At 59.1% G+C, this 18,655-nt stretch carries 22 protein-coding genes; 10 read left to right on the forward strand and 12 right to left on the reverse strand.

The window, feature by feature from the left end; all coding sequences use genetic code 11:
- Nucleotide 1: 1 nt before the first annotated feature.
- Nucleotides 2-466 carry a cupin domain-containing protein gene (locus BVK86_RS02195; RefSeq protein ID WP_075944849.1) on the reverse strand — a complete coding sequence of 155 codons (465 nt, stop codon included), beginning with the start codon at nucleotides 464-466 and terminating at the stop codon, nucleotides 2-4.
- A gap of 273 nt (nucleotides 467-739) precedes the next feature.
- On the opposite strand from BVK86_RS02195, the gene BVK86_RS02200 reads away from it, so the two are divergent.
- A complete protein-coding gene (locus tag BVK86_RS02200) occupies nucleotides 740-958 on the forward strand; it encodes a PLD nuclease N-terminal domain-containing protein (protein WP_075944850.1) in 219 nt (72 codons plus the stop codon).
- Nucleotides 959-1,173: 215 nt separating this feature from the next.
- Nucleotides 1,174-1,593, forward strand: a complete 420-nt coding sequence (locus tag BVK86_RS02205) for an organic hydroperoxide resistance protein (RefSeq protein WP_075944851.1) — start codon at nucleotides 1,174-1,176, stop codon at nucleotides 1,591-1,593.
- A gap of 395 nt (nucleotides 1,594-1,988) precedes the next feature.
- Here BVK86_RS02205 and BVK86_RS02210 read toward each other — a convergent pair whose 3' ends face one another.
- Entirely contained in the window at nucleotides 1,989-2,225 is a 237-nt protein-coding gene (locus BVK86_RS02210) for a hypothetical protein (RefSeq protein ID WP_075944852.1), read from the reverse strand.
- A 178-nt stretch (nucleotides 2,226-2,403) separates the two neighbouring features.
- On the opposite strand from BVK86_RS02210, the gene BVK86_RS02215 reads away from it, so the two are divergent.
- From BVK86_RS02215 to yghX, 6 genes are all read left to right on the forward strand, one after another.
- The gene (locus BVK86_RS02215; RefSeq protein ID WP_075944853.1) at nucleotides 2,404-4,167 is read left to right on the forward strand and encodes an L-lactate permease; all 1,764 of its coding nucleotides are present in this window, start codon (nucleotides 2,404-2,406) and stop codon (nucleotides 4,165-4,167) included.
- A 241-nt stretch (nucleotides 4,168-4,408) separates the two neighbouring features.
- Complete coding sequence (gene glcD / locus BVK86_RS02220; RefSeq protein WP_075944854.1) at nucleotides 4,409-5,908, forward strand: glycolate oxidase subunit GlcD; 1,500 nt, start codon at nucleotides 4,409-4,411, stop codon at nucleotides 5,906-5,908.
- A complete protein-coding gene (gene glcE, locus BVK86_RS02225; RefSeq protein WP_075944855.1) occupies nucleotides 5,908-6,972 on the forward strand; it encodes a glycolate oxidase subunit GlcE in 1,065 nt (354 codons plus the stop codon). Before glcD ends, glcE begins: the two co-directional genes overlap by 1 nt.
- Before the next feature lie 3 nt (nucleotides 6,973-6,975).
- Nucleotides 6,976-8,196, forward strand: a complete 1,221-nt coding sequence (gene glcF / locus BVK86_RS02230) for a glycolate oxidase subunit GlcF (RefSeq protein WP_075944856.1) — start codon at nucleotides 6,976-6,978, stop codon at nucleotides 8,194-8,196.
- Nucleotides 8,197-8,213: 17 nt separating this feature from the next.
- Entirely contained in the window at nucleotides 8,214-8,615 is a 402-nt protein-coding gene (locus BVK86_RS02235) for a heme-binding protein (RefSeq protein ID WP_075944857.1), read from the forward strand.
- Between the two features lie 140 nt (nucleotides 8,616-8,755).
- On the forward strand, nucleotides 8,756-9,643 hold the full coding sequence (gene yghX / locus BVK86_RS02240) for a YghX family hydrolase (protein ID WP_075944858.1): 888 nt from the start codon (nucleotides 8,756-8,758) through the stop codon (nucleotides 9,641-9,643).
- A 112-nt stretch (nucleotides 9,644-9,755) separates the two neighbouring features.
- Here the strand turns inward: yghX and BVK86_RS02245 are convergent, their stop codons facing one another.
- From BVK86_RS02245 to BVK86_RS02255, 3 genes are all read right to left on the reverse strand, one after another.
- A complete protein-coding gene (locus BVK86_RS02245) occupies nucleotides 9,756-10,409 on the reverse strand; it encodes a peroxiredoxin (RefSeq protein WP_075944859.1) in 654 nt (217 codons plus the stop codon).
- A 144-nt stretch (nucleotides 10,410-10,553) separates the two neighbouring features.
- The gene (locus BVK86_RS02250) at nucleotides 10,554-11,498 is read right to left on the reverse strand and encodes an aldo/keto reductase (protein WP_075944860.1); all 945 of its coding nucleotides are present in this window, start codon (nucleotides 11,496-11,498) and stop codon (nucleotides 10,554-10,556) included.
- A 21-nt stretch (nucleotides 11,499-11,519) separates the two neighbouring features.
- Complete coding sequence (locus BVK86_RS02255) at nucleotides 11,520-12,773, reverse strand: NTP/NDP exchange transporter (protein WP_075944861.1); 1,254 nt, start codon at nucleotides 12,771-12,773, stop codon at nucleotides 11,520-11,522.
- A 52-nt stretch (nucleotides 12,774-12,825) separates the two neighbouring features.
- Here BVK86_RS02255 and BVK86_RS02260 point away from each other — a divergent pair, with 52 nt between their 5' ends.
- Nucleotides 12,826-13,614, forward strand: a complete 789-nt coding sequence (locus BVK86_RS02260; protein ID WP_075944862.1) for an alpha/beta hydrolase — start codon at nucleotides 12,826-12,828, stop codon at nucleotides 13,612-13,614.
- A 166-nt stretch (nucleotides 13,615-13,780) separates the two neighbouring features.
- Nucleotides 13,781-14,641: a CAP domain-containing protein gene (locus tag BVK86_RS02265; protein ID WP_075944863.1), complete on the forward strand. Its 861-nt coding sequence runs from the start codon at nucleotides 13,781-13,783 to the stop codon at nucleotides 14,639-14,641.
- A 14-nt stretch (nucleotides 14,642-14,655) separates the two neighbouring features.
- Here the strand turns inward: BVK86_RS02265 and BVK86_RS02270 are convergent, their stop codons facing one another.
- The 7 genes from BVK86_RS02270 to BVK86_RS30405 all read right to left on the reverse strand — a co-directional run bounded on the left by BVK86_RS02270 (nucleotide 14,656) and on the right by BVK86_RS30405 (nucleotide 18,503).
- Nucleotides 14,656-15,666: a GlxA family transcriptional regulator gene (locus BVK86_RS02270; RefSeq protein ID WP_173668860.1), complete on the reverse strand. Its 1,011-nt coding sequence runs from the start codon at nucleotides 15,664-15,666 to the stop codon at nucleotides 14,656-14,658.
- Nucleotides 15,667-15,859: 193 nt separating this feature from the next.
- Nucleotides 15,860-16,558: a transposase gene (locus BVK86_RS02275; protein WP_075944864.1), complete on the reverse strand. Its 699-nt coding sequence runs from the start codon at nucleotides 16,556-16,558 to the stop codon at nucleotides 15,860-15,862.
- Nucleotides 16,494-16,850: an Imm40 family immunity protein gene (gene imm40, locus BVK86_RS30400; protein ID WP_075944865.1), complete on the reverse strand. Its 357-nt coding sequence runs from the start codon at nucleotides 16,848-16,850 to the stop codon at nucleotides 16,494-16,496. Before imm40 (BVK86_RS30400) ends, BVK86_RS02275 begins: the two co-directional genes overlap by 65 nt.
- Before the next feature lie 145 nt (nucleotides 16,851-16,995).
- The gene (locus BVK86_RS02285; protein ID WP_075944866.1) at nucleotides 16,996-17,343 is read right to left on the reverse strand and encodes a hypothetical protein; all 348 of its coding nucleotides are present in this window, start codon (nucleotides 17,341-17,343) and stop codon (nucleotides 16,996-16,998) included.
- A 138-nt stretch (nucleotides 17,344-17,481) separates the two neighbouring features.
- Nucleotides 17,482-17,841 carry an Imm40 family immunity protein gene (imm40, locus tag BVK86_RS02290; RefSeq protein ID WP_139315737.1) on the reverse strand — a complete coding sequence of 120 codons (360 nt, stop codon included), beginning with the start codon at nucleotides 17,839-17,841 and terminating at the stop codon, nucleotides 17,482-17,484.
- Between the two features lie 67 nt (nucleotides 17,842-17,908).
- Nucleotides 17,909-18,274 (reverse strand): MafI2 family immunity protein, encoded by a 366-nt coding sequence (locus tag BVK86_RS02295; protein ID WP_231977888.1) that lies wholly within the window; start codon nucleotides 18,272-18,274, stop codon nucleotides 17,909-17,911.
- Nucleotides 18,231-18,503, reverse strand: coding sequence for a polymorphic toxin type 50 domain-containing protein (locus tag BVK86_RS30405; protein WP_083659288.1), 273 nt, complete (start codon nucleotides 18,501-18,503; stop codon nucleotides 18,231-18,233). Before BVK86_RS30405 ends, BVK86_RS02295 begins: the two co-directional genes overlap by 44 nt.
- Nucleotides 18,504-18,655: the final 152 nt, after the last annotated feature.

The raw sequence follows: 18,655 nt of genomic DNA on the forward strand, positions 1-18,655 counted from the left end.
CTTACTGTTCGATTTTCAACAGCGGCGTGTCTTTCTTGACGATGTAGGTCGCCAGTTCCGAAGCCTTGTCCTTGCCGACGTTCTTCGCGACATGGGCGGTGCCGGCCGGGATGTAGAGGGATTCACCCGCCTTGAGCGTGACGTTCGGCTGGCCTTCGAGTTGGTACTCGAATGTCCCTGAAACGACGTAAGCGACTTCGGCACCGGGATGCGAGTGTTTCGGCGATGTGACACCCGGATCGAAATCCACGAGCACCTGAATCACTTCGCGCCCTTCCACGTCGAGGTCGTGACGCACCAGATCGGTACGCTTGATGCCGCTCTGCCAGCTTTTGGCTGGCGCCTGGCCGGCGTCGGCGGGCTTGGCGTCCTGAGCCTGGGACAGACCCGCGAAAGCGGTGAGTGCCGCGGCGACGATGGCGACGCCGAGCAGGCTGGCGGCGTTGGTTTTGTTATTTCGGGACATCGCAATTCTCCAATGAGCGCGGGGTAAAAAATGCGCGGGATGCCTTTGTAAGGCAGCCCCATTACGCGGTCCCCATGTATCGCGCGCGTGTCACGCAGGGCTGTTTTTGTATGCGCACGTAGCTGCCGGCCAAACAGATACGTTGGGATACAGGCCTGCGAGCGACGCCTGAAAATAATTTCATATGGACGCAATTAGCCCTGGCGCTGCGCAAATTTAATGAACCCTGCCGCCGCACGCTCACCTAACTGAATGACCATCAGGAGGTGACACATGCATTTTGAACCAACGTGGATCGTACTCGCGGTAGCGCTGCTACTCGTTGAATTGTGGGCGATCAATCGGCTGCGCAAAAGCGAGGGCAAGGCGAGCACCCGTGGGGTGTGGATGGTAGTGATCGTGTTCGTACCGCTGCTGGGGCTGATCGCCTGGGCCTTGGCCGGGCCGAAGCAAATCGCACACAACCCGCGGTCGGCACAGGCCCGACAATAGCGCGAGGTGCACTGAAGCATGACCGGGGATCATGCGTTAGCAGGCTGGCAAAAGACGTTGAAAGAGTGAGTGAACCGCTGTTGATTTGTATCGCTCTGTATTGGGTGCCTGGGAGACTACACAGCGATACACAACGGCGGGTCCACGACACATACGGTGTACATGAAGGTGAAAAAGTGCGCGGGTCGCAGTCCAACCTTTGCAGGAATCACTTCATGATCAATCAAATCGATACCGTGCTGTACACCGGCAAAACCGTTACCACCGGCGGCCGTCAGGGCGAATCGCGCAGTGACGACGGGCGCCTGGACATCAAGCTCTCCCCGCCAGGTTCTGCCGGCAGCGGCACCAATCCTGAGCAACTGCTGGGCGCCGGCTGGTCGGCGTGTTTCATCGGCGCGCTGGGCAAGGCGGCACTGGCACTGAAAGTCAGCTTGCCGGCTGACGTCAGCGTCGCGACCGAAATCGATCTGGGCAAGACCGATAACGCCTTCTTCCTCCAGGCACGCCTGAATGTCAGCTTGCCGGGTGTGGAGCCGACGCTGGCCCGCTCCCTCGTGGACGCCGCCCACCAGACCTGCCCGTACTCCAAGGCAACCCGCGGCAACATAGACGTGACGATCAATCTGGTTTGATGGCATAGAGCGGACAAACAAATGCCCCGGCAAGCGGGGCATTTGATCCTGGCGAGCTGCTTTGGCACAGCTGCACAAGCAGGCTTCGAGAGCCAAGTAGGTGGCCAGTGCTGGTCTCTGGCTTACGAGGTTTATCAGGATTCCCACAGCACAGCTATTTATGCACTGTCCTGCTTCACACGGCCTAAGGGCTGGATCTCAGCGCGGAGATCTTTCTAACCGTGTACCCTTCGGAGCGCGCCCCACGCGTCCTCGCTATCCGCTTGCGCATCAGTCTGCGTTTTCACCTACACCTTCAGAGTAGCAAAACGCTCACAGTGTGGGCCGCTGTTTTTAGACCGATTTCCTTTTTCAGGCCGTGCCGCAGGACACAAAAATGCTATGCCTGCCGAATCTCAAAGCGACCGCTGGCTGTTGCCGATGCCCTTGGCGATATCGATGCCCCAATCCATTGCCGCTTCCATGTCGAGCATGTGCGGTTTGGGATCGTGGTTTTCGTCGATAGCGCTGCCGTCCGGACGGTAAACCCCAATGAACATGCCCAACGAACCGTCCTTCAATATCTCGGCCTTGACCTTGATGCTGCATCCGTTCGATAGCGTTTCCTTGTGTTCCAGATGGCGCTCAGTCATCGCGATTTTCCTCCAGCGTCAGGATTTTCGACCATACAGGCAATGCTAGCTCAGCCCCTGATTTGCGCTGCTTCACGGTTCTGAGCACTTAGCCTGACAGCGGCGAAATGCCTCCTATACTAGAGGCCACCGCCCCTTCGGGGTCTGCACATCGAACAATAAAAAGCAGAGGTGGAACATGGTTTGGCAGCAAATCTACGATCCGTTCAATAGCCCGGTACTGTCCACCCTCATGGCCGCCGTGCCGGTGGTGGTGATGCTGGCAGCTCTCGCGTTCTTCCATGTCAAGGCACACCTGGCGGCACTGCTCGCCCTGGCCTCGGCGCTGGTGATCGCCATTTTCGCCTTCGGCATGCCCGCCAACATGGCCGGGTCCGCAGCACTGTATGGCGCCGCCAACGGGCTGTTGCCAATTGGCTGGATCGTGCTCAACATCATTTTTCTGCACCGTCTGACCACCGAGAACGGTTCGTTCAAAGTGCTGCAGGATTCCCTGGCGCGAATCACCGACGACCGACGTCTGCAATTGCTGTTGATTGCGTTCTGCTTCGGCGCGTTCTTCGAGGGCGCAGCCGGCTTCGGTACACCAGTGGCGGTGACCGGGGCGATCCTCATTGGTCTGGGCTTTTCGCCATTGGCGGCTTCGGGCCTGGCGCTGATCGCCAACACCGCACCGGTGGCCTTTGGCGCACTGGGCACGCCGATCATCACCCTGGCCAAAGTCACCGGGCTGGATGAAATGGAGCTGTCGATGATGGTCGGGCGGCAACTGCCGTTCTTCTCGGTGATCGTGCCGTTCTGGTTGATCTGGGCCTTTGCCGGGTGGCGCAAGATGCTGGAAATCTGGCCGGCGATCCTGGTCGCCGGGGTCAGTTTTGCCATCCCGCAGTTCCTCGTGTCCAACTATCACGGGCCGATGCTGGTGGACGTGATTGCCGCGCTGATTTCCATGGCCTGCCTGACCGGTTTCCTGAAAGTCTGGAAACCGGCCACGGTGCACACCTCCGCCGCCCTGACCGGCCGGGTCGACAACTCGAAAATCGATGCGGAATATGAATCCAAAACCGAACCGAGCGCGGCTTTTTCCAGCGACACGAAAAAAGCCGTGATGCGGGCGTGGATGCCGTGGCTCATCCTCACCGTGTTCGTGTTCGCCTGGGGTACCCAGAGCTTCAAAAACCTGTTCGACACCCGCCCGGCGATTGATCCGGTGACCCACTCGGCCAAGCTCGACCCTCAAGGCAAGCCCATGCGCGAAGCCAACCCGGTGTTCGCTCCGGTCCTGACCTTCACCACCATCCACCAGCAAATCGAGAAAGTGCCACCGGTGGTGCCGACGCCTAAAGTCGAAGAGGCGGTCTACAAATTCACTTGGTTCACTTCCACCGGCAGCGGCATCTTGCTCGCCGCGATTGTCGGTGGCTTGCTGATGGGGTATTCCATCCCCCAACTGATCAGCCAGTACCTGCGAACGCTGTGGGTGGTGCGCTACTCGTTGATCACCATCACCGCGATGCTCGCCTTGGGCTTCCTCACGCGCTACTCCGGGCTGGATGCCACCATGGGCCTGGCCTTTGCGGCGACGGGGATTTTCTATCCGATGTTCGGCACCTTGCTCGGCTGGCTCGGCGTTGCGCTGACCGGTTCGGACACCGCGTCCAACGTGCTGTTCGGCGGTTTGCAACGGGTCACCGCCGAGCAGTTGGGCTTGAGCCCGGTGTTGATGGCGGCGGCCAACAGTTCCGGCGGGGTGATGGGCAAGATGGTCGATGCGCAGTCAATCGTGGTCGCCTCCACGGCTACGCGCTGGTACGGCCATGAAGGGGAAATCCTGCGTTACGTGTTCTTCCACTCGATCATCCTGGCGATCCTGGTCGGCGGGCTGGTGACGTTGCAAGCGTATGTGGCGCCGTTCAGCCACATGGTGGTGGGGGGACATTGAACCGACAGGTCTTGTGTTTCGTGCGCTGAAGTTTCATCCCGGCCCGGGAGGTTCGCCTCCCGGGCTTTTTTCTCACAAGGCATTCAACGGCAGGCTCGCTCCTGCAGGGGGACCGGTTTTTTGAATGAATTGTCCGTCTGGCAGACAAAGATCCATGGACAGCTGAACCCGACGGGCCAATGATTAAAACACTGGACCGCAAACAGACCTCACATAACTACAAAACGAGGGTCGAGCGCCGATGAACATTCTTTACGACGAACGCGTTGACGGCGCCCTGCCCGACGTCGACAAACATGCGCTGCTGCAGGCCCTGCGCATGCAGATGCCTGAGCTGGAAATCCTGCACCAGCAGGAAGAACTCAAGCCCTACGAGTGCGACGGGCTTTCCGCCTATCGCACTACGCCGATGCTGGTGGTGCTGCCGCGTGAAATTGCTCAGGTTCAGGGGGTGTTGCGCCTGTGCCACGAGCACCGGGTGGCGGTGGTTGCCCGGGGGGCCGGGACCGGTTTGTCCGGAGGAGCATTGCCGCTGGAAAAAGGCGTGTTGCTGGTCATGGCGCGCTTCAATCAGATCCTGCACATCGACCCCGCCGCCCGCACTGCACGGGTCCAGCCGGGGGTGCGCAACCTGGCGATTTCCCAGGCGGCCGCGCCTTTCGGCCTGTACTACGCGCCCGACCCTTCCTCGCAGATCGCCTGTTCCATCGGCGGTAACGTCGCGGAAAATGCCGGTGGCGTGCATTGCCTCAAGTACGGGCTGACCGTGCATAACCTGCTCAAGGTCGACATCCTGACGGTCGAAGGCGAACACCTGACGCTGGGCTCCGACGCCCTCGACTCTCCCGGGCTCGACCTGCTGGCCCTGTTCACCGGTTCCGAAGGCATGCTCGGAGTGATCATCGAAGTCACGGTCAAGCTGCTGCCCAAACCGCAGTCGGCCAAGGTGCTGCTGGCGGCGTTCGACTCCGTGGAAAAAGCCGGGCGCGCCGTCGGCGACATCATTGCTGCCGGGATCATTCCCGGGGGACTGGAGATGATGGATAACCTGGCCATCCGCGCCGCGGAAGACTTCATCCACGCCGGTTATCCGGTGGAGGCCGAAGCGATTTTGCTGTGCGAACTCGACGGCGTTGAAGCCGACGTGCATGACGACTGCGACCGCGTGCGCCAGGTGCTGGAACAGGCCGGCGCCACCGAGGTCCGCCTGGCCAAGGACGAGGCCGAACGGGTGCGATTCTGGGCTGGGCGCAAGAATGCGTTCCCGGCGGTAGGCCGCTTGTCTGCGGATTATTACTGCATGGACGGCACCATCCCGCGTCGGGAACTGCCCGGTGTCCTCAAGGCCATCGCCGACCTGTCGGCCGAATACGGTTTGCGCGTGGCCAACGTGTTCCATGCCGGCGACGGCAACATGCACCCGCTGATTCTGTTCGATGCCAACCAGCCCGGCGAGCTGGATCGTGCCGAAGCCTTGGGTGGCAAGATCCTGGAGCTGTGCGTGAAGGTCGGCGGCAGCATCACCGGCGAACACGGTGTCGGGCGCGAGAAGATCAATCAGATGTGCGCACAGTTCAACAGCGATGAGTTGACCCTGTTTCACGCGATCAAAGCCGCGTTCGACCCCAGCGGCTTGCTCAATCCCGGCAAAAACATCCCGACCCTGCACCGCTGCGCCGAATTCGGTGCGATGCACGTGCATGCGGGGCAACTGCCCTTCCCTGACCTGGAGCGATTCTGATGCACGGATCAGCCGAAATGGACGACAGCACGTCGCTGCTGGAGCAGGTCAATCAGGCGTTGGAAAGTGCCACGCCGCTGCGCATCCAGGGCGCCAACAGCAAGGCGTTTCTGGGGCGGGTGACCGCGGGGGAAATACTCGACACCCGCTCACACCGCGGCATCGTCACTTATGACCCGACTGAACTGGTGATCACCGTGCGCTGCGGTACGCCGTTGGCCGAGCTCAAGCAAGTGCTGGACGCCGCACAACAGATGTTGCCCTGTGAACCGCCGGCCTTTGCGGATGATGCCACCGTGGGCGGCATGATTGCCTGCGGGTTGTCGGGGCCGCGTCGGCCGTGGTCCGGCTCGGTGCGCGATTTTGTCCTCGGCACCCGGGTGATCACCGGTCTCGGCAAGCATTTGCGATTTGGTGGCGAGGTGATGAAAAACGTCGCCGGTTACGACCTGTCGCGGCTGATGGCCGGCAGTTACGGCACCCTGGGGCTGATCACGGAAGTCTCGCTCAAGGTCCTGCCCAAACCCCGGCAGGCCTTGAGCATCAGCCTGGAAATGAACGCCGAACGCGCGCTGTTGCGCCTGGCGGAATGGGGCCAGCAACCGTTGCCGATCAGTGCAGCCTGTCACGACGGCTTGCACTTGCACCTGCGCCTTGAGGGCGGTGAAGGCTCGGTGGCCGCCGCTCATGACCGTTTGGGCGGTGAGCGGCTGGACGCCGCGTATTGGGCCGACCTTAATGAACAGCGCTTGAGCTTCTTCGATGAGGACCAGCCGTTGTGGCGGCTGTCGTTGCCCGGCAATACACCGCGCCTGTCCTTACCCGGCCGCCAGTTGATCGACTGGGCCGGCGCCCAGCGCTGGCTCAAGTCCGACGCCGAGGCGAGCTTCATTCGCCAGGTCGTCGAAGAAGTCGGCGGACACGTGACCTGCTACAGCCATGGCCTCAGCGACAGCCCGTTCCAACCGTTGCCCGAGGCGCTGATGCGCTATCACCGCAACCTCAAGCAGCAACTCGACCCCCAGGGCATTTTCAATCCCGGACGCCTGTACGCGGAGCTTTGAACCATGCAGACCACCTTGAGTGAAAACGCCCGCCGACTGCCGCGCGCCGAAGAAGCCGACAGCATTCTGCGCAGCTGTGTGCACTGCGGTTTCTGCAACGCCACGTGCCCGACCTATCAATTGCTCGGCGACGAACTGGACGGCCCGCGCGGGCGCATCTATCTGATCAAACAGGTGCTCGAAGGCAACGAAGTCACGCAGAAAACCCAGCAACACCTCGACCGTTGCCTGTCGTGTCGCAACTGCGAAACCACCTGCCCGTCCGGTGTCGATTATCACAACTTGCTGGACATCGGCCGGGCGGTGGTCGACGCGGCAGTACCGCGCCCGCTAGGCCAGCGCCTGTTGCGCGAGGGGCTGCGCGCACTGGTGCCGCATCGGAATCTGTTCAAAGGCCTGGTCAACAGCGGCCAGATGTTCCGGGCGCTGCTGCCCGGCGCGCTGCAAAGCAAACTGCCGCGCAGTACACCGGAGAATAAAAAACGTCCCATCCCCCACCATGCCCGCCACGTATTGATGCTCGAAGGCTGCGTGCAACCGGGGCTGTCACCCAACACCAACGTCGCTGCCGCGCGTGTGCTCGACCGGTTGGGCATCAGTGTCACGCCGGTCAGCGACGCCGGTTGTTGCGGGGCCGTGGATTATCACCTCGACGCCCAGGCGGCCGGACTGGATCGCGCCCGGCACAACATCGACGCGTGGTGGCCGGCGATTGAAGCCGGCGCCGAGGCCATCGTGCAGACCGCCAGTGGTTGCGGGGCCTTTATCAAGGACTACGGGCATCTGCTCGAACGCGACCCCGCCTACGCCGACAAAGCCAGGACGGTCAGTGCGCTGGCCAGGGATCTGGTGGAAGTGCTGCACGACGAGCCGCTGGAACAGCTCGGCATCCATAGCGCCCGCCGCGTGGCGTTCCATTGCCCGTGCACCTTGCAGCACGCGCAGAAACTCGGTGGTGCGGTGGAGGCACTGTTGCTGCGCCTGGGTTTCAACCTGACCACCGTTCCCGATGCTCATCTATGCTGTGGCTCGGCGGGCACTTATTCGCTGACCCAGCCGGCGCTGTCCCGGCAACTGCGCGACAACAAATTGAATGCCCTGGAGAGCGGCTACCCCGAAGTCATCGCCACGGCCAACATCGGCTGCCAGTCGCACCTCGACGGCGCAGGCCGGACCCCGGTGCGGCACTGGATCGAACTGGTCGAAGCCGCCCTCTCCCAATAACGCCCCGGAGATTGCCCATGAACAGCAAAGCCATCCTGAGCCAGGCCGAAGTCAGCCAGATCCTCACTGCTGCGCGCAGCGAAGCCCAGGCCAACCAGTGGCCGGTGACCATCGTAGTGGTCGATGACGGCGGTCATCCCCTGGCGCTCGAACGCCTCGACGGCGCGTCGCCCATCAGCGCCTACATCGCCACCGAAAAGGCCCGCACCTCGGCACTGGGCCGGCGTGAATCGAAGGGCTATGAAGAAATGGTCAACGGCGGACGCACGGCATTTCTCTCTGCGCCGCTACTCACTTCGCTGGAAGGCGGGGTGCCGATCATCGTCGACGGCCAGGTGATCGGCGCGGTCGGGGTGTCGGGGGTCAAGGCCGAGCAGGATGCGCAGGTGGCGAAAGCCGGGGCGCTGTGTCTAAAGTGAAACCCCATCCACTGTGGGAGCGAGCCTGCTCGCGATGACAACGGCAAGTTCGATAAACCATTGCCTGACACATCGCTATCGCGAGCAGGCTCGCTCCCACAGGGTGCCGTCTCCAACCCGTTGAAAGAGGAATCGCACCGATGACCCGCCTCACTGCGAAAGACTTTGCTCCGGAGTTGCTGGAGCTCTACGACTACTACGCCCACGGGCTGATCAACCGCCGCGAGTTTCTCGACCGCGCCGCGTTGTTCACCCTCGGTGGTTTGACCGCCAGCGCGCTGCTTGCGTCCCTGAGCCCGAACTACGCGCTCGCCGAGCAGGTCGAGTTCACCGACCCGGACATCATCGCCGAGTACATCACCTACCCCTCCCCCAAGGGCCACGGGCAGGTGCGCGGCTATCTGGTGCGCCCGGCCAAAGCCACCGGCAAAGTCGCCGGCGTGGTGGTCGTGCATGAAAACCGTGGGCTCAACCCCTACATCGAGGACGTCGCCCGCCGTGTGGCCAAGGCCGGTTTCATCGCCCTTGCCCCGGATGGCCTGACGTCGGTGGGTGGCTATCCGGGCAATGACGACAAGGGCCGCGCGCTTCAGGAAAAGGTCGACCCGGAAAAACTCATGAATGACTTTTTCGCGGCCGTGGAATGGATGATGAAACACGACGCCGGCACCGGCAAAGTCGGCATCACCGGGTTCTGCTATGGCGGTGGTGTCACCAATGCGGCGGCGGTGGCCTACCCGGAACTGGGCGCGGCCGTGTCGTTTTATGGCCGCCAGCCCGAGGCCAAGGATGTGCCGCGCATCAAAGCGCCAGTGATGCTGCATTTCGGTGAACTGGATACGCGGATCAACGAAGGCTGGCCGGCTTACGAGCAGGCGTTGAAGGCTGGCGGCAAGACCTACGAAGCGTTCATCTATCCTGGCGCCAACCATGGCTTCCACAACGACTCCACCCCGCGCTATGACGAAGCGGCGGCGAAGCTGGCGTGGGATCGTACGATTGAATGGTTTCGCAAGTATTTGGTTTGAGCGTTCGGCAGCGCCGGCCTCTTCGCGAGCAGGCTCGCTCCCACATTTGATTAGCGACAAAGATCCAATGGGGGAGCGAGCCTGCTCAGGATGACGGTATCACGGCCGCTGATTACTTGGGCTGCGCAACGGTGCGCAGATACGGCTTCAATGTCTTGAACCCGTCCGGATACTTCTTCTTCGCGTCCTCATCGGACACCGACGTCGGAATGATCACGTCGTCACCCGGACGCCAGTTCACCGGTGTGGCAACGGTGTGCTTGGCGTTCAGTTGCAAGGAGTCGAGCAGTCGCAGCACTTCATCGAAGTTGCGCCCGGCGCTCATCGGGTAGATCAGCATGGCCTTGACCTTCTTGTCCGGGCCGACCAGGAACACCGAACGCACTGTGGCATTGTCCACGGCGGTGCGCGAACCACCACTGGCATTCGGGTGAATCATGTCGTAAAGCTTGGCCACCACCAGGTTTTCGTCGCCGATCAGCGGATAGTTGACAGCATTACCCTGGGTCTCCTCGATGTCGCCAACCCACTTTTCGTGGTCGCTGACCGGGTCGATGCTCAGCCCGAGAATTTTGGTATTGCGCTTGTCGAACTCTGGCTTGAGTTTGGCCAGATAACCCAATTCAGTGGTGCAGACCGGCGTGAAATCCTTCGGATGAGAAAACAGGATCGCCCAGCCGTCACCGATCCACTGGTGAAAGTTGAGCTTGCCTTCGGTGGTGTCGGCGGTGAAATCCGGTGCTTCGTCGCCAATACGGATTGCCATGTTCGATCTCCTTGCAGTAATGGACAGGGGCGCCCGGACGGAGCCGCGGGCAGTCAGGAACCGATCGTCGCGAAACAGTATAGGAGAGCATTCATGACACGCCCGCGAGCGGCGAAATCAGACTGAAAGCCCCGGATCCATTGCCTATTCCACCAATGCGATCAACTGATGGCGTTGCGCATCGGTGAGCATCGGCCCGAAACCGGCACCGGCGTTTTCCGTCATGTAGCGCGGGTTGCCGGTGCCGGGAATCACGCAGGTCACCGCCGAATGCGACAGCAGGAACTTGAGCGCCAGCTGCGGCCAGCTCTTGACCCCGACCTGTGCGGCCCAACCGGGCAGCGGTTTGTCCTTCAATCGACCGAGCAAACCACCGCCGCCGAACGGTCGGTTGCAGATCACCGCCACGCCACGCTCGCGACACAGCGGCAGGATGCGTTTTTCGACACCTCGATCATCCAGCGCATAGTTGATTTGCAGAAAATCCAGTTGCTCAGCCTTGAGCACCGCCTCCACTTCTTCATAGGCCGATGGCGTGTAATGGGTGATGCCGATGTAACGAATTCTCCCCTCTTCCTTCCACTTGCGCAGTGTCGGCAAATGGGTTTGCCAGTCCAGCAGGTTGTGGATCTGCATCAGGTCGATGCGATCGGTCTGCAACAGCTTGAACGACTGTTCCATCTGCGCGATGCCTTCTTCGCGGCCCCGGGTCCACACTTTGGTCGCCAGAAACGCCGGCGAGCGCGGCTCGTGGATCGACAGCAGTTCACCGGTCGTCTCTTCGGCCCGGCCGTACATCGGTGAGCTGTCGATCACCGTCCCACCCTTCTCGAACAATGCACCCAGCACCGCGGGCAATTGCTTGTAGGCCGGGTCGTGCGGGGCCACATCAAAACCGCGATAGGTGCCCAGGCCGACGATGGGCAATGACTCCTGGCTGGAAGGAATGACGCGGGTCTGCATGGTCTTGCCTCCTGTTCCCGTCGACGGCGGGGTTTGTGCGCCGGTCGGACCGAACGTGAAGACCGCCGAAACACCGGCAGCCAGCGTGAGTATTTTTCTACGTGTGTACCCCACAGGATGGCTCATAAATCGTCCCTCGCCCGCCAATCAGGTTTCGACTTGTTGCGCCTGGCGCCGCGCCAGCCACACACATAACCCGCCCCACAGCCCGGCGAACGGCACGATCATCAACGCCACCAGGCCGAACCCTGCGCCCATCGTCGTCAAACCGGCGGACAACCAGCCACTGGCGGCATCGCCCCCGCGATAGACCAGGGTCTCGATGACGTTCTTGGCCTTGTACTTCTCTTCGCGGCTGACCACCGTCCACAACACCTCCCGCGCCGGCCGCACAATGGCGAACTCCACCGCGCGACGCAGTCCCTGGGCCAGCGCCACGGTGGTTGGCACCGGTGCCAGGGCCATGGCACCGAAGGCAACGATGGTCGCCAACGGCATCGCCACCAGCGCGCCGCCAATCCCCACAAAACGGATCAATGGCGCCGTCAGCAGCAGTTGCAATGTCAGGGTCAGTGCCGACACGATCAAATCGACCACGGCGAAGAATTGCGTCCTGCTGCCCGTATCAGCGTAGCTGCCAGCGACGATCCGTCCCTGCTCGAAATACAACAGGGTCGCGGCGCTGGTGTGTAAAAGCATGAACAGCACCAGCCCCAACAGGTACGGAGAGCGCAGGATCAGGGTGATGCCGGCGAGTACGCTGCCGCCCATGCGCCGTTCGTCGAGTAGTGGCTTGCCCGACTGCGACTGCGTGCGCGCCAGCAGCGCCCGATAGCAGCGTACGGCGATTTCCAGCAAAAGCGCCGCCGCGACGGTCAATGCCATCGGGCCCAATCGGGTGGCCATGGTCGCCGCGAGCAACGGCCCGATAAACGTGCCGAGGGTGCCACCGGCCGCGATGCAGCCGAACAACCGTCGTCCCTGTTCACTGGAGAAACGGTCGACCAGCACACTCCAGAAAATCGAGACGATGAACAGGTTGTAGATGCTGATCCAGACAAAAAACACCCGCCCGACCATCACCGGCGCCACATGGTTGGCGATCAACAGACCGAAAACCAGCATCGAAGCGGCAATGAGGCGATAGATCAACGGCACGAAGCGCGTGGCCGGCAACCGTGACGCCAGCGCACCGAACACCGGCACCATCAGCAGCATGACCACGAACGTGGCGGTGAACAGCCATTGCAGTTTATCGGCGCCGCCTTCAAGCCCCAGGGCATCGCGCAGCGGTCGCACCAGGTAATAGCTGGCGAGCACGCAAAAGTGAAAAGCAAAGCCCAAGGCCAGGGCCGCTCTTTCCGATGGCAACACATTGAGCCACTTGAGACCGATGGGCATCGGTGCCCTCCTTCACCGCCAGCTACACTCTGACAGCACCCCGGAGCCGTCAATGCCGCCCACTAACGTTAGCCGAATGTCCCGAACCCTGGTGTTACTCGTCGTCATCCTCGCAGCGGTTTACCTGGCGCTTTGCGTTGCGCTGTTCGTGTTTCAGCGCGCGCTGATCTATTACCCGCAACCCCGCTCCGCCGGTTCCGCCGAAACACTGCTCACGCTCCCCGTCGATGACGCGCAGGTGCTGGTTTCAGTCAGACCGCGCGACGGCCCCAAGGCGCTGATTTATTTTGGCGGCAATGCCGAGGACGTTTCGCGCAGCCTGCCGGAGTTCGCCGAGGCCTTTGCTGATCATGCGCTGTACTTCATGCATTACCGAGGCTATGGCGGTAGCAGCGGCTCACCCTCCGAGGAAGCCATTGCCCGCGATGCCATGAGCCTGTTCGACAAGGTCTACGCCGATCATCCGCAGGTTGTCGTGGTCGGCCGCAGCCTGGGATCGGGGGTCGCCGTGCGCCTGGCCAGCGCACGCCCGGCCACCCGGCTGTTGCTGGTCACGCCATACAACAGCCTCGAAGAACTGGCCGCCCGGCAGTTTCGCTGGTTCCCGGTGCAGTGGTTGTTGCAGGACAAGTTCGAATCCTGGCGCTATGCCGAACACATAACCGTGCCGACACGACTGATCGCCGCCGAACATGACGAAGTGATCCCGGGTTCCAGCACCCAGCGGCTCTACAGCCATTTCGCCGAGGGCGTGGCGTCGCTGCAGGTGATCAAGGGCGCCGGGCACAATTCGATCAGCGACAGCCCTGAGTATTTCGAGGCGCTGGGGGATGGGTTGTAGAGCGGCTCCTGCAATAGAACGCCATCCCCAAGCACGTTCGTCGGACACAAACCGTCATCAACCAACAAGCCCACCCGCCCCGTGAACCTTGTTTCGCGGCGCCAGTCTTAGACCGGCATTTGTACTTCCTCCTTAACGTTGTCACCTCATCCGAGCTGTCCGCACCATGCGCCAAACCGCCCTTGCCTTGCGCTTCACTTCACTGTGCCTGTTGACCTCGCTACCCTTTTTCATCAGCCCCGCCCACGCCGGCGCGGAGCGACAACTGGTGGAAGCCATCAACGATTACCGCGCCCATCCGCAAGATTGCGGGCGGCGTCCTGCCAAGCGTTTGGCGCCACTGGCCTTGAAATCAAACCTGGCATTGCCGGTGGGTCACGGTGGCAGTTTGCGCGATCGTTTGAAGGCGTCCGGTTATCAGGCGGTGGCCGTACGATCCATCCGGGTCATCGGTGCCCAGGATGCCGAAGAGGCTTTCGACCTGTTGCAGGATGACCATTGCACCGCCCTGCTCGACAGCCAGTACGCCGACATTGGCGTCAGTCGCAGACGTGGTGAGTGGCAAGTGGTGTTGGCGCGTCCGGTACTGGACAGCCAAATGGGCGACCCGCGTTCAGTCAGCAAAGCCTTGCTGGCGCAGGTGAATGCCGCACGGGCCAAACCGCGAATGTGCGGCCGTCAACGTTTTGCCGCCACGCGGCCACTGGCGTGGAATGCCAGCCTCGGTGCCGCCGCGCAAGGACACAGCAAAGCGATGGCCTACGGCAACTACTTCGCCCACCGCGATCCCGATGGCGACACCCCCGCCGACCGGGCGCGCGCCGCTGGTTACCGTGGTCGGCAGATCGGCGAGAACATCGCCGCCGGCCAAGGCTCTCCAAACAAGGCAATGGCCGGATGGCTGGCCAGCCCCGGGCATTGCGCCAACCTGATGAACCCGATCTTCACTCAAGTCGGTGCCGGTTATGCCACCGAGGCGCGCAGCGATGAAGGGGTTTACTGGACAATGCTGTTTGGGGCGAACTGATCTGCCCTGAGCCGTTACTTGACCAGCCGGGTTTCCTTGGACGGCCGATAACCAAAATAGGCGCTGTAGCATTTGCTGAAGTGGCTGGGTGAGACAAAACCACAGGCCACCGAAACCTCAACAATGGTCAACGTGGTGTGTTGCAGCAGTCGACGCGCCTCGGTGATCCGCAAGTCCATGTAGTAACGCTGTGGCGTTGTGCCCAGCTGCTCTTTGAACAGGCGCTCGATCTGCCGTCGGGATCGGCCGGCATACAGACACAGCGCCTCCATCTCCAGCGGCTCTTCGAGGTTGGCATCCATCAGGTTGACGACCTCCCGCAGCGGGCCGCTGACCGAGACATTCAGGCTGGGTTTGATCCGTCGATAGCGCGACGCTTCAAACGCCAGAATGTCTTCGATACCGTCAGTCAGCGCCTTGTCATGCAAACCTTTGATCCACTCCAGTGCCATGTAAAACGCACCGTTGGGACTGGACGCCGTCAGCCGGTCGCGGTCCACCACATAGGCTTCGCTGGTGACCTGGGTAAGCTTGGCGATTTCCGCCAGCGCAGGACGATGCTCGGGATGAATCGCACAGCGATAGCCGTCCAGCAAACCGGCTCGCCCGAGAAACCAGGCACCGTTCCATATCCCCGCCAGCTTCACGCCTGCTTCGGCGGCCCCGTGCAAAAGACTGACAAACACCTCGTCAGCCTGGAGGGCCGTACGGTACCCGCCACAGATGACCAACAGGTCCAGGTCTTGAATTTCCGCATGACCCAGGCAGGCGTCCGGCCGGATCACCAACCCCAGATCGCTGATCACTTCGCCTTCCGACAAACCGAAGGTCTTGGTGGTAAACAGCCCCGGCCGCAGCAGGTTTGCGGTGATAATCGTATCGAGGGCCTGGGTAAACGCCGGCAACGAGAAATGCTCCAGCAGCAAAAAACCTGCCCGGGCGCAGATGGGTTGGCCTTCATGCTCATTGAGATAGCGAAGATTCTTGCCCTTCATCGCACCGCTGAACTGACGTCGTTCTACCAATGCTCGCCTCGCTTCGCCCTGCTGACGAACCTGTGATTTAGCGCCTTGATATCCGTAACCCCTGATCACAAAAATAAACCGCGCACCCGCGCACGGCTCGGTGCGCATTGTTTACGCCAGTTGAAACCGGCGAGCAAGAGCTGCAGGGCAAGTTGGCTTTTAGCCTTGACTCGTAAGTGAAAAGGGGACAGATTTATTTTACCCCGCTCCTTGGTCTGCCTCGACCACGTTGTTCTATCCGTAAACCCACTATCTGCTCAACCTCGTCCACGAAACGACGCGTCCCTGTCAGCTGACCACGCTGCAGAGCATTCCGAATCAATCCGATCTCATCATCGGGAATGGCCTGGCGCATGAATAATTCGTAGCGATAGCGCCGCTCCATTAGTGTGTTACCCAAAGCAGCAAAGCATGGGTCAATGTCCAGCCAATGGTCATCAGGCTCACTACTGATTCGAACGCTAAAACTGGACCACGGATAATCTCCGGCATCGACCACCATTTGTGCGCGGACAGGATTCAATTCAATGTAACGACAACAAGCGAGCAAGTAGGAATCTGACTGCACCACACTGGATTTGTACCGACTCTCCCACAAAGTGCCTGAACGCCCTTCCAGGCGATTACGATAACGCGTCGCACGCGCTGCAAGGGCTTTCATTAACTGCCCAAGCCCAATAACAGAGTCACCTGGAGCGAGCAGCAAATGAACATGATTGGTCATCAAGCAATAGGCGTAAACCTTTACACCGAATGCCTCTTTGAGTTCACGTAAATCCGCCAAATAGCGCTGATAATCCTCGGCGACCGCAAACACCACCTGACGATTATGACCACGTTGCACAACGTGGTGCGGATAGTTTGGTAATACAATACGGCCCATCCTGGGCATAATCGACTCCTTGTTCCATCGAATTTTTCAGCGTTGTAAAAAGATAAATAAATCTGTCCCCTTTTCCATTTGGAGCTTGGTCGCAGTACCAACTGTCGTACGTCTGTTCAGCTATCTCGCCAACTAATTGATACACATCCCCTCCAAGAATCGAAATTCCGAGAGCTTCAAGTTCATAAATAGCACGTAAAGCGTCATCGCGACGCAGAGCCCAGTTCCGCACCCCCAAATGCTCTAGGGATATCCCGCGACTTAGAATAGGATCAATTTGTTCCGACCATATAACACTCATAAGTCACTCCGCCCGGCTCGGCTTGAATAGTAGATGATTGATTGACCCATCCGACTCCTTTATTGAAAAAAGGGGACAGATTTATTTTCCAACTATAGTCCCATTCCGAGCATTAATAAAAATAAATCCGTCCCCTTTTCCAGTCTTACACGTCACGTAACGTCCACCACTGACAGCTAACTTCGGGTTCTAACGTCACTCTAGCCTCTGAAGTTGTTTCGCATATATCGAAGACAACACGAACACCCGCACCTGAATTATCCCGCACTAGCTCAATAGCTTTAACATTTTCCGAGGAAATAATTGCTATCTCTTGCATAGCAAGTCTCAGCACAACCTGAAACGACCCAATTACAGCACTAAAAGAAATTTCAACTTCAAGCCCACTATTTTTTGATGTTTTTATATAGCGACATAGAGCCAAGCTAGGATCCACCTCAGCAGGCTCAATACCAAACTCCTCCAAAAAATCATTTGTGCTTGGAAATTTCATCGTAGCCTCCTCAATGAAGCGGTATAACTGTACTTAGGTTACGCGAAAAAAGGGGACAGATTTATTTTCCAACTATAGGTCCATTCCGAGCATTAATAAAAATAAATCCGTCCCTTTTTCCACCATCTTTTTGCACGATTAAATTTTAGGCACTAGAGCAAAAATCTCCCTTTGCATTAAGTAGCTGCATATATAATTCGCTGCCTTATCTAAACTTCGCTTTAAAAAAACAGAATCCAACTCATCTGGAGCTTGGTCGCAGTACCAACTGTCGTACGTCTGCTCAGCTATCTCGCCAATTAATTGATATACATCCCCTCCAAGAATCGGAATTCCGAGAGCCTCAAGATCATAAATAGCACCTAAAGCGTCATCGCGACGCAGAGCCCAGTTCCGCACCCCCAAATGCTCTAGAGATATCCCGCGACTTAGAATAGGATCAATTTGTTCCGACCATATAACACTCATACGAAAAAAGGGGACAGATTTAGTTTCCAACTACAGGCCCATTCCGAGCGTTAATAAAAATAAATCCATCCCCTTTTCCCTTTCTTTTCTTCCCATTTTATTCGTGTTCTCGCCTAGAATATATAAATCCACTAATCGGCTCTAAATCTCGCTTAGCACCCGCCGCATGCACGCACTGGATATCAATTTTGTTGATCGCCTGCTCTTTCCCTCCAAGCGCATCTAAATTTGTAGCTACAACCTTCAAGCTCTCAAAATCAGAGTCTGATGGCTGGCGATCAAGATAGTATCGAATTAACACAAAACCACTATCATGATATCCGACGGCTATGGCCCTAATATTAGGGTATATCTCGCCAAGTAGCGCAATGCGGAAGCACGCCACGAGCCAATCCGGCAATTTTGTCGCGAATAGCATTTCAGTTTCTCGCATCTGAAACAATATGGGCACCATTTTTCCCATAGTGGATTAGACCTTTGATTACAGACTGCCCTGTTCGCCCGTCAATACCTATCGGTCTTCCAAAATCCACCACTGGGTTACCACGAGCCCCGGCACCAACAATCGGATATTTACCACGCTGGACTCCACCTAAAAGTTCAACCGGGTCAACGCCATTATTAAAATAACTACGTCCTTCCTCAAAGTTATTGTGGCCTCTGATATGTTTCCCCTGCTGTCCTGCATGGATATTTGTCGGAAGATCGTTGGAAACAGGTAATTTTCCTGTTGCTTTTGCACCAAAGCAATCAGACTTTACTTACGCACGTTACATCTACGGTAGCTAGAGCAAAGTCGTTTTGACCTGGAATGAAAAACTCAATCTCATAGGCCGATGGCTGG

It is taken from the genome of Pseudomonas reinekei (assembly GCF_001945365.1).
GTDB classification, from domain to species: Bacteria; Pseudomonadota; Gammaproteobacteria; order Pseudomonadales; family Pseudomonadaceae; genus Aquipseudomonas; species Aquipseudomonas reinekei.